The sequence below is a fragment of the Candidatus Saccharimonadales bacterium genome, assembly GCA_035945435.1.
Lineage (GTDB): Bacteria > Patescibacteriota > Saccharimonadia > Saccharimonadales > DASZAF01 > DASZAF01.
This window is the reverse complement of sequence record DASZAF010000018.1, coordinates 14,723-27,773: the sequence shown is the minus strand read 5'-3', so window position 1 is coordinate 27,773 and position 13,051 is coordinate 14,723. Positions and strand designations below refer to the sequence as shown.

Here is a 13,051-nt window from a genome sequence, read left to right as displayed (position 1 = left end):
CTTATAGGCAAATAGTAACTCTCGCTATGCAGGGAGTAGTCGGTCTGAGGTAGTAACTCGGGGTACTCTCTTGTCAATCGCCTCTGTTTAGGCGATAATGAAGAGGCATACATAGAACCTACTCATGTTGTCTGCCACCTTAAGAGCAGACGACTGAAAACGACGCGATCATGTACCAGGCAGAGCTACGAGACCGTCCTGGCTATCATCAGCCAGAAGACGATGACGATGATGACGATGAGTTTAGCGATAAATCTCGCTATGGTGGCCGTCGGCTGAGATTTTTGCGCATCCGGAGAGAAAATCAACACCCCCAAGAAGAACCTGCAGCCGCTAGAGAGCGAGAGTCAGTCGTCGATCCGACTGACTATTTGAAGATGGCCAGGCGGACGACTGAGGCGACTCGAGGGCTGTCTGTCAGAGAAGGTCCTCACGAACCGGCCGATTATCAAGGTGAGAGCGATGCCGACCTTGGTATCGAACGAGAGCGCGGTCGTCTTGTCAAAATCGCTAGATCTATCGCTAGACGGGTGCTTAGTCGATCTGATGAAGCTCTGGTAGAAAGCGGTGCTATGCTCGAGGCCGTTCAGGCTGAGAGTGAAGTTGATCCTGAGGAGACTGTTCAGGCACAGCAACTTGAGGAGGCTCGTGGCGACCTTGGCAAAGAGGCGACCCAGCTCGAAGAAGAGTTAGCTGCGCTGGAACGTGAAGTGCCTGGTCTGGCAATGTCCAGGGATCAGCTATCCGAACAACCCCGGGCACCCGAGCCGACAGTGGTCGTCGAGAGCAATCAGCTACCCTCTTCCGGAGTACCTCTGGAGAGGGAGGTGCCAAGTTGGCGCCAAGATACCTATCGTGAGGCGTACGCTCACACCACTCCCGTCCAGCGGCAGGAAGTGAAGGATCTGCAAGATGATATTGAGCATGCCCACGATAAGGCTGACACGGCTCTGCGGGTAGCCGCAGTCGGCAGTATCTTAAACGCTGCCTACACGCATCATGAGCGTGTGGTAGCTAGACGTAATGAGGCTAAATTAGGCAACGCAGACGAGCAGTTAACCGAACGTATCAAGCGACAGGAAGTTCGTTTGGAGCAGCAACGCCAGAATCTCGATAGACTTGAACAGAGACCGGCTGAACAGACAAAAGCTCCTGTCTCTGTTGAACGTTTGGCGGCCGAACGAAGCTACATTGGTGAAGTGGCACGTTTGGCCAGTGAACAGAGAAGTATCACCCAGGAGACGCGTCAGATCGTCAAGGAACAGGCTCCGCTTCCTGAACAGCGTACTCTCTCAACCGAAGAGCTGACAGGAGCGGCCGCAGCTCGTTACGAACGTCCTCCGCAGCCAGAGGAGACCAGCAGCCAACCGCTTTGGAGCGAGCGCCGATTCGCCGAGCACATCGAAAAAGGTCCAGGTATGATGGCGGTCGAGGATCAACCCAAAGGGGCTCTAACGCCTGTAGGTGGTCAGACCTCAGATAACGTACCGGCATCCGTGGCCTCACCTTCCCCCGTTGTCGATACCCCGGACCAGCCTGAGCCCAAGCCTAATATGCATCCTTCAGTGAAGGTCCCGACTGGCCCACCATCTCACCTGCTGGCCTACGTTATTATCTTGGCCGTCATAGTTCTCGGTCTGATCATGTTGCTGGCGAGGTTGGCCCACTAAACGAGAGAGACAATGCAATCTACCCCCAAGTTGGCTCCAGGAAGGTACGTGGTGGCTGTTTCAGGTGGGGTCGACTCCGTTGTTCTTCTTGATCTGCTATCCAGGCAAAAGAGTCTCGAGTTAGTTGTCGCTCATTTTGACCACGGTATCAGGTCAGATTCGGCCAAAGATGAAGAGTTGGTGAAAAGTTTGACTGAAAAGTATCGTACTTTTCACTATGCGATGAAAAAATCTAGGTTGGGCAAAAACGTCAGCGAAGAAAAGGCACGCCAGAAGCGGTACGCCTTTCTAGAGGCAACCCGGCAAGCAACCAAGTCGATTGCGATCGTGACGGCTCATCACCAGGATGATTTAATCGAGACCGCCCTCATCAACTTGATCAGGGGAACGGGCTGGCGTGGGCTGGCCTCCCTTCGAAATACTGCCACAATCCGCAGGCCTCTCTTACAGATTCCCAAGGCGGATATTCGAGATTACGCCGTTAGGCATAGACTCAAGTGGTGTGAGGACAGTACCAACCAAGACACCCGGTACCTTCGGAACTATATCCGCCACCAACTTATTCCATTTGTTTCGAAGCAGGACAGCAGTTTTCGTCCGACGATCGTTAGACTCGTCAACGAACAGGTAGAGCTGCGTGAGGCTATCGACGGTGAGCTCGACAGCTTATTTGTATCGCTTGCCAGTATTGAGGCGAATTCGTTCTCTTTACCACGTACCCGCTTGATCATGATGCCGAATGCTATCTCGTCAGAACTTCTCTACTACGGCATCTCAATGCTGACCGGAGTAGGCGAACGACGACCTAACCTATATAGAGCCCTCCACTTTATCAAGACGGCTCGTCTCTATAAGACGCACCAAATGAGTGGGTCGGTTGCAATAATCGTCAAAAAGGGCACTGTAGTTGTTTACCGCCGTTGAATCTGATACGCTAAATAGTAAGTTTTTAGAGGAAGTTACTTTTAAGTTATGCCCACCATGCCCAAGAAATCTCTTTCACCATCGCCCGGAAATAGGACGCGAACGGCCCTATTCTGGTCGCTTCTAATTGCCATTGCCTTACTCATCGTAGCCGTCTATAAGCCGGCCCAGCATGAACCAACCATCCCTATCTCGACCGTCGTTCAAGAGGCCAATGAAGGCAAGATCTCCCAGATCACTCAGAACGGGGACATGCTGCAGGTTCAGTTCAAGAACGGTAACAAGGCCCAGTCAGTCATGGACTCAACCGCCAGCCTGGCGCAGCAGGGTCTAAACATCAACAAGACTAAGCTGACCATTCAAGAACCATCCAAAGCGGGAGACTATATGGTCCTTGCCCTTGAGATTTTGATCCCAGGTGCTATTATGCTGCTCTTCTTCTTTGTCCTTATGCGTCAAGCGCAGGGCCAGAGTAACCAGGCGCTTGGTTTCGGTAAGTCCCGCGCTCGACTCTACGGGGGTGACAAAGAGAAAGTAACCTTCAACGAAGTCGCCGGCAACAACGAAGCCAAGGAAGATCTTCAGGAGGTAGTCGAGTTTCTAAAGTATCCCAAAAAATTCCAAGCGGTTGGCGCCAAGATACCGAAGGGCGTATTGCTCGTTGGTCCTCCCGGGACTGGTAAGACGCTCCTCGCCCGAGCCGTCGCAGGTGAGGCGGGTGTGCCATTCTTTAGTATTTCCGGTTCAGAATTTGTTGAAATGTTTGTCGGTGTCGGTGCCAGTCGTGTCCGTGACCTCTTCGCCAAAGCCAAGAAGAACGCACCATGCATCATCTTTGTAGACGAGATCGACGCAGTTGGACGTCGTCGAGGCTCAGGTATGGGCGGTGGCCATGACGAACGGGAACAGACCCTCAATCAGATCCTGGTTGAGATGGATGGCTTCGAAAAAGGTGACAATGTCATCGTCTTGGCAGCCACCAACCGGGCCGATGTTCTTGACCCGGCACTGCTTCGACCGGGACGGTTTGACCGGCGAGTCAATATCGAGCTACCGGATCGTAAGGATCGTGAAGCAATTCTTCGAGTTCACTTCCGCAACAAGCCGATCGACAGCACAGTCGATCTGAACTCACTGTCAGCTAAGAGTGCCGGTTCGTCTGGTGCCGATCTCGAAAACATAGCCAACGAGTCAGCTATTATCGCCGCTCGCCACAATCGCAAGTTCATCACCAACAACGATGTCACTGAAGCGTTTGAGCGTGTCGCCATTGGCCCACAGCGCAAGACCAAGGTAATGAGCGACAAAGAGAAAGAGATTACCGCTTACCACGAAGGTGGTCACGCTCTGGTCGGCCACGTTCTACCGGATAGCGACCTGGTTCACAAGATCACCATCATTCCTCGTGGTGGTACTGGCGGTGTTACCTGGTTTATCCCGCCCGAAGATAAGAGCTACCACTCAATTGTTGAGTATAAGGATGTTTTGGCGCGAATGCTCGGCGGCCGTATCGCAGAAAAGGTTGTCTACGGCGAAGAGTTCGTCACGACCGGTGCCGGCAGTGATCTTCAGAAGGCGACTGACCTTGCTCGAGAGATGGTCATTGAGCAAGGTATGAGTAAGAAGCTTCGCGACCAGGTCTTCCACGATGACGGTGGTAACATTGTCTTCGACCGCATCACGCATTCTCGTCCGTACTCTGAAGAGACGGCTCGGGAGATTGACGATGAAGTGGCATCTCTCATTAAGGAAGCTGCAAGACGGGCTGAACTGGTCATAAAAGCCAATCGTAAGATTCTCGATAAACTCAAAGACGCCCTTCTGGCTAAAGAGACGATTGACGCCGACGCAGCTGTTAAGTTGATGCACGACGCTAAGATGCCCAAAGAGGCGGCTCTCTACTAGAAAGACAGTGTCACTTAAAATAGCCGCACCGGGAGAGGTGCGGCTTTGTTTTATAGTGTCGTCTCATCTATAATGAACGGCAAGATGAATGGTCTACTCGCTCGTGCGAATCGCAGTCTAAAGGTAGAGCATGCGGCGGGATTACTGGCTGCCTCGGCCCTTGTTTCGGGCCTGCTCGGTCTTCTGCGCTACCGTTTGCTTGCCGCCCATTTTGGGATAGGCACGGCCCTTGACGCCTACAACGTCGCCTTCATTGTGCCGGACTTCATGTTTTTCGTTCTGACTTCGGGAGCTCTCAGCGTCACCTTCATCCCAGTCCTGAATGAACGCCTCAACAAAGGCAATAAGAAGTCGGCTTGGGAACTCTCGTCGAGCTTGATCAATTTCCTAGCCCTTATCACCTTCGTCGCCAGCCTGTTTATTATCATCTTTGCCGAACCACTCGTTCATTACGTGGTTGCGCCAGGTCTCTCGCCACAGACGAGATTCTTAGCTGCCTCGATGATGCGCATTATTGCCGTCAACCCGTTCCTCTTCTCGATCTCTAGTGTTCTGACAAGCATGCAACAGGCTGCCGGCCGGTTCTTCTTCTTTGCCCTAGCCCCATCGCTCTACAGCCTCGGAATCATCTTCGGAATCATCTATCTTGCCCCACACGTCGGAGTTATGGGTGTCGCCTACGGTGTGGTTATCGGCTCGATAATCCAGCTGCTGGCAGCGGGAGTCGGCATGTGGCATCTCGGTTTCGAGTATCGCTCCAAGATTTCTTGGCGCAACCTCGGTTTTCGCCGCGTCTTAATGCTGCTTCCGGCCCGCTCGATTGACCAGGGCATCGACTACTTCAACACTATGGTTGAAGTGAACCTGGCCTCTCGCCTGCAGATCGGCGGCGCTATCGCCTCGTTCAGCTATGCTATGCAGCTGGCTTTGCAGCCGATCACACTGATCGGGGTGGCCATCTCGACCGCCGTCTTTCCCAAACTGACCGAGCGAATTAACCAAGGCCGTCGCGATCTCTTTCGCAAGGATTTCAGGTCGATCCTGCGGGTTATCATCTGGTTAGCGTTGCCAATCGCAGTGATCGCTTTCTTCACCCGTGGTTATCTAGTTCGTCTGCTCGTCGCTAACGGAGATCCAACGATTGCCGCATTGCTCGGCTTTCTGGTGATATATATCTTTTTCCGCTGTATGTACCCGATTGTCTCTCGGGCGTACTATGCGCATCAGGATGTCCGGACTCCTCTCTATACCTCGTTAGCTGCCATTGCTATAAACATCGGTTTGGCTGTCTGGCTGGCTCGCCCATCGACGATGGGTATCTATGGTTTGGCTGTAGCTGAGTCTCTCGACGCTGTCTTTGAGCTGGCAGTTCTCTTCTTCATCCTGATCAAACGTTACCCTGGGATTCTCGACTCTGACTTTATCAACGCAGTCTTTCGGATGATCTCCGCTTCGGGTCTGACTGGCATTGTCACCTACGCCATGGTGGCCTACTTCTTCCCGCTCCGTATCTCTGACGCTGGTTTCGTCGTCCTTGTCCCAAAGTTTATTGCCATTGTCGGTTTCAGCTTCGTGGCCTATCTACTGTTCAGTTTCATCTTCCGGATAACAGAAGTGCAGCCGGTCATCGAACGGATCGTCCGATTCATCTTCGCTGGGTTTGACCAGAAGAACCGGAAGATCCCGAATGCCTAACACCCCCATAGTTCTCGTTGTCGAATAGGGGTGGGTGCATTACAATAACCTCTGATGTCAAACTCTTCTGATACTGTTCGAAACTTCTGCATTATTGCTCATATTGACCACGGTAAGTCGACGTTGGCTGATCGTCTGTTAGAGTTGACCGGCACGGTTGAGCGTCGGGAGATGAAAGCGCAGCTGCTCGATCGGATGGACCTTGAGCGGGAGAAGGGGATTACCATCAAGCTCCAACCCGTCAGGATGCACTATAAGGGCTATGAGCTCAACCTGATCGATACCCCGGGGCATGTCGACTTCAGCTACGAGGTGTCGAGGAGCCTAGCTGCCTGTGAGACGGCCCTGTTAGTTGTTGATGCCACCCAAGGCATACAGGCTCAGACCTTGGCTAATCTCTATCTGGCCTTGGCTGCCGATTTGACCATTATCCCAATTCTCAACAAGATCGACTTACCGGCTGCGGACCCCGAACGGGTCAGTAACGAGCTCGTAACTCTGCTGGGCTGCAAGGAAGAAGAGATCATTCAAGTCTCGGCTAAGACCGGTCAGAATGTTGAGGAAGTGCTTGAACGGATAGTCTCGACCGGCAAGTCACCCGCCGGCACTGTCGAAGGTCCTCTGCGCGCTCTTGTCTTCGACTCAGTCTATGATGACTACCGGGGCGTCATTCTCTATATCCGGATCGTTGACGGAGCTCTCCATAAGAACGAACCTGTCTCCATGTTGGCCACCCATGCCGGTGGCATTGCCCTCGATACCGGCCATCTCTCACCGGAGCTTGTAGCAGATGGTCAGCTGACCAGTGGCCAGATCGGCTATGTGGTCACCAACTTCAAGTCAACCTCTCAGGCTCGGGTCGGTGATACGCTTACTTCGGCCAGACAGCCTGCATCAATGGCGCTGCCGGGATACAAGGAGGCTAAGCCGTTTGTCTACGCCGGCATCTTCCCCAGTTCGCATGAAGAGCATGAAGCACTCAAAGAAGCTCTTGCCAAGCTCAGCCTCAACGATGCCGCCCTTATCTATACACCGGAGAACAGTCAGGTCTTAGGTTTCGGCTTCAGGGTCGGTTTCTTAGGTCTGCTTCATATGGAGATCGTCAAGGAACGCCTGGAGCGCGAGTACGATCTCGAGCTGATCGTCACTCAACCCTCAACTGATTATCGGGTACTCCTAACAACCGGCGAAGAGGTGGTCGTTAAGAGCGCTGCCGATCTACCAGACGTCTCCAGGATTCAAGAGATCAAAGAGCCATGGATTGAAGGTGAGATTGTCTGTCCAAAGAGCTATGTCGGCTCAGCCCTCCAACTTATTGTTAAGTGCCGGGGCCGACAGAAGAAGATCGACTATGTCGATGACCAGCTGACCTTGATCTCCTTCGAGGCGCCGCTAGCCACGGTCTTGACTGACTTTTACGACCAGTTGAAGAGCATCACGAGTGGCTACGGGACGTTCAACTACGATATTGCCGACTACCGGGTTGAAGATCTGGTCCGCCTCGATTTCTTGGTGGCCAGCGAACGAATCGACTCGCTCAGCGTCATGGTCCACAGAAGCGAAGCAGAGTACGTTGGCCGCGAGATAGTCGCCAGGCTTAAAGACATCATCCCCAAACAACTCTTTAAAGTCAGCCTTCAAGCCGCCATTGGCACCAAGTTCATTGCCCGAGAAGACATTCAGGCGCTTAAGAAAGACGTCACAGGCCACTTGTATGGTGGTGACGTCTCACGGAAGAAGAAACTCTGGGCCAAACAGAAGGCTGGCAAAGCTCGCATGAAACGCTTCGGCAAAGTAGATATCCCTGCCGATGTCTTCACTGTCCTCTTGAAGCGTGATTAGATATTACCGCTTGTTGGGGTACCGAAGCCACCACCGCCACCGCCAGCTAAACCTTTGGCTCGGCGGATCAGGAACAGGATAAAGAGCACGACACCTATTACAACTAGCGAAGTACCACCGATAAAGAGTGTCCAGTTGGTCTTCTTGGCGGGTGTTGTACTGGATGGATTGAAGTTGGTAACGGAGTTGCCATTATTGTTATTGCTCTGATTCTTCGAAGAATTGTTCGTCGAACTAGAGGAATTGGTAGTTGTGGATGGGGAAGTCGTCGTTGAAGAAGCAGATGATGAACTCGACGAATTACACGATGAGTTGTAACTGCCGCCGCCGTAGGCACCACAACCATAACTAGAGTCGGCGTATGAGGCGAGGGGAGAGAGCAGTGCTGCGCACATGCCAATGAGAAGACCAACCGACCCAAAGATAAGCTTAATTTTCATGTTAACCCCCTGCTATTCTTGTACGCTTATGGTATCATACAAGTACAACTTAGTGGAGGAGATAAGGTGCTAGGAAAAACCGAAGATCTTGTCATTTTACTTGTCATTATCCTAGTACTCTTTGGGGCAAAGCAGCTACCTAAGCTTAGCAAGGGTATTGCCGAGAGTGTCAAAGAAGTACGAAAAGGATTCAAAGACGACCCATCCGAATCGACTGCAAAATCGTCCCAGAACAGCGAGAACAAAGCTTAGCTATTTTAGGGGAGTAGTTTATGTCGAAGGTGGCGACGCACGAGCTCACTCTCTCTGAGCACTTGCGCGAACTAAGGCGCCGCCTTTTTTTGTCGGCGATTATTACGATCGTAGGCGCCTTAATCGCCTACATCTTTCGGTCGCCCCTGATTCGTTTCCTCGAGAAGCCGCTCAATTTGCCACTCTACTACACCTCGCCAAGTGGCAGTTTCGAGTTTGTCATGCAGCTCTGTGTTCTGACGGGTTTTATCGTGGCTCTACCAGTCTTCGTCTACAACATTCTGCGTTTTATCGAGCCGGCTTTTAAGAGAGGGTTTAGCCGTAGGCTGGTCACTTTCGTTCTCTTCTCATCGATCAGCTTGGCGTTTCTTGGCCTGGCTTTTGGCTACTACGTCGGTTTGCCGCCGGCCCTTGGCTTTTTCAGATCGGTCGGCACGGCTAACCTGCATCCGCTGATCTCTGTTAATGAGTACTTCAGCTTTCTTTGCAAGTACCTCGGGGCATTCGCTATTATCTTCCAGATACCGCTCATTCTCCTCTTTACCAACCATATCCGCCCCTTCGGACCAAAAGGACTCAGCAAGTATCGTAAGTACGTCGTCGTTGCCGCTTTCGCGGTCGCTATCTTCCTGCCATCTGCGCCGACACCTCAAGCGCAGATTATCTTAGCTGCGCCGGTCATCATTCTCTACGAGATGTCGATCGTCCTTATCTGGGCTACCAACCGACGCAAGACCAAGGCAGCCAAGGAAGAGGCTGCTGGGGAGGAGACGGAGCAGGTCGTTTACGCCTCGCCCGAAGTGGCACCGTTGCCAGCCGCTCCCGTCCCGCAACTTGTCCCTGTCCCCGTCGAGGTCTCCGATGTACCTGAGGTCACTGATGAACCGGTGCCAACGCCATCGCCGCAGACCGGCCGAATAATCGACGGCTTCCGCGCACCCGCTCGGCGAACATTGCCTCGAGCGGTCCGTCAGCCTAAGCAGCCGCCGCTCTCCGCACAACTTCCTGCTGAACAACCGATCGACGAACAAACGCCAACTTCTCGTTCGGGTGATCTCTTTGGCGAACTGCTCGGCTTACCCCCGCAGGATACGTGAGGGAGTTTTAAGATGAAAGGGTTGCATGCCCTTTTAAGTCTTGTTACCATAAGCGTGTATAAACACTAAAAGAAAAAAGGGACTAAGGAGAGGCTAGTTATGAGTGTCAAGAAGACAGTCAACGAAGCACTATCGCAAAAGATGAGCCGAAAAGATTTTCTCGGTCAGGTAGGTGCTCTCTTGCTAGCAGTAGTAGGTGTATCCGCAGTACTCAAGTCGCTTGGCAACTCACACGGTAGTCAGCGATCAGGTTCGACATCTTCAGCCGGTGGACAGAACAGCGGCGCATACGGCAGTTCGTCATACGGCGGTTAGTATCAAGCTAGATCAAAACGAAACCGAGGCTATAGGCCTTGGTTTTAGGTACCCTTAGTGTCTGTGGGTGCGTATCTTTCATCTTTGAGCTTTTTGTCGACATACGCTACCCTTTAGGTAATGACGGCTCCTAAAAGGCATATCACAATCAGCGGTGAGCTGGGCAGCGGCAAGAGTACCGTTGCCGATAGATTAGCCCGTATGTATGGCCACAGACTGGTTAGTGCAGGGAATATCAACCGCGCAATTGCAGCAGATCGTAATCTCTCGGAAGTCGATCTCAATCTACTAGCTGAAACGGACCAGTCGATAGATGCGCAGGTTGACTCTGAGACACGCCGGCTGGCCACAGACGGGCATCCCGCCGTTTTCGACGGCCATATTGCCTGGAGGATAGTCGATGACGCTTTTAAGGTCCATCTACTTATTGACCCCGACGTGGCCGCAGGGCGGCTTTACGCCAGCCGTGCCTCTGCTGTCGAGCATTATGGCAGTGTCGATGAAGCCAAGGCCGCTCTCGAGAAGCGCTACGCCAGTGAGCGACGTCGCTATCGAGCCCGGTTTGGAGTAGACGAAGCCAGGCTTGAAAACTACGATCTAGTCATCGATACCAGCGATGCGACCGTTGAGCAGATAATTGATGCGATCAGGTTGGTCTACGAAGGTGAAGCGCGAGAAGAACTGATTATCATGGCCAGTCCTCGGCGTCTGCTACCAGGCTACGATGTCGTATCCGATAGGCGAAGTAGCCAATGGAACATCCCTCACCCCGAAGTGGCCTACTGCCGCCCCTATATGTGTTTCTGCAATGGCCATCTGAGAATCGCCAAGGCAATTGAGAGTGAAGACCCATTTATCGACGTCAGACTTCGTGCTGAGGATAATGGTGAGCTTGAACCTGGTGTCTCGGCAAAAGACTGCTTGGGGCATATTAGTCCGGAGTGGGTTGAGAGCTGGTCTCAGAAGTATAGCCTTGATCTGCGTACTCCCTAAATACTGATCTGTGATTGTCAGCACAGGTCGTCTCTACGCGAATATGCTATTCTATAAGCTATAGCAGCATAAGGTGGTGACTAGTTAGTTTTATGGCCCGTCTACCAACTGTTGGAGGAGATAATGGTACGTGGGGGACTGTCCTCAACGGCTTTCTTGAGGTCTCACTCAACCAAGATGGGACCATCCAGCCCACAGCCTTAACGCAGGCTGGTGGTCTGACTACCAGCAGTGGTGTAGCTATGCTATCCGGAGCCGCCTTTACAGGGTGGGTTGCACCTGCAGTGGTAGCCTTAACTTTTGGTGCGAACATCGCTGTCAACGCCGCTCAGGGTAACATCTTCAAGGTCACATTGGCTGCATCAACTGGCACGATCGCTAACCCTACCAGCCCGACCGACGGCCAGACCATCCGCTTTCGTATCACACAGGGCACCGGAGGAAGCTTTACGGTCACCTGGGGGAATGCTTACGATTGGGGAAACGGCGGTAGTGCACCTGTGCTCTCGACGACCGCAGGTCTTACAGACATTCTCGCTTTCGAGTACAACGCCGCTATTGCTAAGTGGATGTACTTAGGTGCCCCAGTTCCGCAGGGTTTCTGATGGCGGTCTACACGCTCTTTAATCAGACAGGTAGCGGCGCTCTTCAGAGTGATGCTACCGGCTACACATTGACGATGCAGTTCTCGCTTGGCACACCTGGCTCTCTGACGGGGATATGGTGGTATTCAGCGGCTGGTACAACACTATTACCCACAGCCTGTGGTGTGTATCAAGACAGCAACCAGACACTCGTTGCCTCGACTACAAGTCCGACATGGTCAGGTGCGGCTGGCTCAGGCTGGGTTAAATGTAGTTTTAATGGTTCAGTTACCTTGCAGCCAGGAGTCAAATACAGAGTAGCGGTCTTTAGCCCGGGTGGCAGTAACTGGTACTCAGCCGTGGCAAACTACTTCACGACTGGTGGCGGTACGAACGGTGTTCAGAATGGGCCGATCACGGCACCGAGCAATGCAAACTCGGATCTTGCACAAGACGCATTCGTTGCCACTGCCGCACACCTGACCTACCCGACAGGAGGTTTCAACGGTGCTAACTACTGGATCGATGTCGAGGTAAACACCATAAACAATATTTGGGTTGTCCAAAGTGGCTGGTTCCCGAGTACGTGGTCGGGCGACAGCCCGAGCCAGGCTATTACTGCCGGTAATACAGTCTTTCTCATACCGAGCGGCTATACCAACAGTAACAATGCCATATCCACCTCATCTCCGACGGTCGGCGGTACCGTGGTACCGAATGCAGTGAAACTTCTTGAATCTACTCAGCCCTCCGGCTCGATTCGTGACTACGGAGCGATCTGGATGCTACCGAACTACTCAAGTGGGTTGGGGGCTTTCGGAATCACTATCAATAATACGAATTCGATTAATAATGTCGGTCTATTCTACATCGAAGTGCACGGACTTGGCCCGAAACCCGTACTCGACCAGTCGGTCTCGGCCGAAAATATGGCTACTACGAACCTTGTCAACTCCGGAATGACAGGGGCTATAAGGACTCCGAACGAATTCATCCTCGGCTACGGCATAGAAGACCAAACGGCTTCGAATCCCCCAGCTGGATGGGCATGCCCACCGTCATGTGGTGGGCTTGGGAATAGTTGGGCTGGCTATCAGGTTTCCACGACCTCTGGTGGTACCTATAACTGGTCGCAGACCGCTTCCTCAAACTCCACTTGGACCGCCGGGATAGTGGCTGTCAGCGCGACTGCCTTACCGACTGTGGTGCAGTCAGTTTGGCTCTGACTTTTTATTGTCTGTATGTAAGTAACAGGGGTGAGAATACTCATTAGCACTCTTGACATGCGAGTGCTAATCGCGCTACCATAAGAACTAGCGATGCGCGCGTCGCAG

General features: G+C 52.6%; 12 protein-coding genes. 11 read left to right on the top strand and 1 reads right to left on the bottom strand.

Annotation, left to right across the window (positions count from 1 at the left end; genetic code table 11):
• Positions 1 to 170: 170 nt before the first annotated feature.
• The 5 genes from VGS28_02220 to lepA all read left to right on the top strand — a co-directional run bounded on the left by VGS28_02220 (position 171) and on the right by lepA (position 8,036).
• Positions 171 to 1,670 carry a hypothetical protein gene (locus VGS28_02220; GenBank protein HEV2412601.1) on the top strand — a complete coding sequence of 500 codons (1,500 nt, stop codon included), beginning with the start codon at positions 171 to 173 and terminating at the stop codon, positions 1,668 to 1,670.
• A 12-nt stretch (positions 1,671 to 1,682) separates the two neighbouring features.
• A complete protein-coding gene (tilS, locus tag VGS28_02215) occupies positions 1,683 to 2,594 on the top strand; it encodes a tRNA lysidine(34) synthetase TilS (protein HEV2412600.1) in 912 nt (303 codons plus the stop codon).
• Between the two features lie 48 nt (positions 2,595 to 2,642).
• Positions 2,643 to 4,499 (top strand): ATP-dependent zinc metalloprotease FtsH, encoded by a 1,857-nt coding sequence (gene ftsH, locus VGS28_02210; GenBank protein ID HEV2412599.1) that lies wholly within the window; start codon positions 2,643 to 2,645, stop codon positions 4,497 to 4,499.
• A gap of 84 nt (positions 4,500 to 4,583) precedes the next feature.
• A complete protein-coding gene (murJ, locus tag VGS28_02205) occupies positions 4,584 to 6,194 on the top strand; it encodes a murein biosynthesis integral membrane protein MurJ (GenBank protein ID HEV2412598.1) in 1,611 nt (536 codons plus the stop codon).
• 54 nt (positions 6,195 to 6,248) lie between these two features.
• Positions 6,249 to 8,036, top strand: coding sequence for a translation elongation factor 4 (lepA, locus tag VGS28_02200; protein HEV2412597.1), 1,788 nt, complete (start codon positions 6,249 to 6,251; stop codon positions 8,034 to 8,036).
• On the opposite strand, the gene VGS28_02195 is transcribed toward lepA, so the two are convergent.
• A complete protein-coding gene (locus tag VGS28_02195) occupies positions 8,033 to 8,476 on the bottom strand; it encodes a hypothetical protein (protein HEV2412596.1) in 444 nt (147 codons plus the stop codon). The genes lepA and VGS28_02195 overlap by 4 nt on opposite strands.
• 66 nt (positions 8,477 to 8,542) lie before the next feature.
• Between VGS28_02195 and VGS28_02190 the strand changes: the two genes are divergently transcribed.
• The 6 genes from VGS28_02190 to VGS28_02165 all read left to right on the top strand — a co-directional run bounded on the left by VGS28_02190 (position 8,543) and on the right by VGS28_02165 (position 12,943).
• Positions 8,543 to 8,728, top strand: a complete 186-nt coding sequence (locus VGS28_02190; GenBank protein ID HEV2412595.1) for a twin-arginine translocase TatA/TatE family subunit — start codon at positions 8,543 to 8,545, stop codon at positions 8,726 to 8,728.
• A gap of 20 nt (positions 8,729 to 8,748) precedes the next feature.
• Positions 8,749 to 9,825, top strand: a complete 1,077-nt coding sequence (gene tatC, locus VGS28_02185; GenBank protein HEV2412594.1) for a twin-arginine translocase subunit TatC — start codon at positions 8,749 to 8,751, stop codon at positions 9,823 to 9,825.
• A 99-nt stretch (positions 9,826 to 9,924) separates the two neighbouring features.
• Positions 9,925 to 10,140 carry a hypothetical protein gene (locus VGS28_02180; GenBank protein ID HEV2412593.1) on the top strand — a complete coding sequence of 72 codons (216 nt, stop codon included), beginning with the start codon at positions 9,925 to 9,927 and terminating at the stop codon, positions 10,138 to 10,140.
• Between the two features lie 120 nt (positions 10,141 to 10,260).
• A complete protein-coding gene (locus VGS28_02175; protein ID HEV2412592.1) occupies positions 10,261 to 11,133 on the top strand; it encodes a cytidylate kinase family protein in 873 nt (290 codons plus the stop codon).
• Between the two features lie 92 nt (positions 11,134 to 11,225).
• Positions 11,226 to 11,738, top strand: coding sequence for a hypothetical protein (locus VGS28_02170; protein HEV2412591.1), 513 nt, complete (start codon positions 11,226 to 11,228; stop codon positions 11,736 to 11,738).
• The gene (locus VGS28_02165; protein ID HEV2412590.1) at positions 11,738 to 12,943 is read left to right on the top strand and encodes a DUF4082 domain-containing protein; all 1,206 of its coding nucleotides are present in this window, start codon (positions 11,738 to 11,740) and stop codon (positions 12,941 to 12,943) included. Before VGS28_02170 ends, VGS28_02165 begins: the two co-directional genes overlap by 1 nt.
• Positions 12,944 to 13,051: the final 108 nt, after the last annotated feature.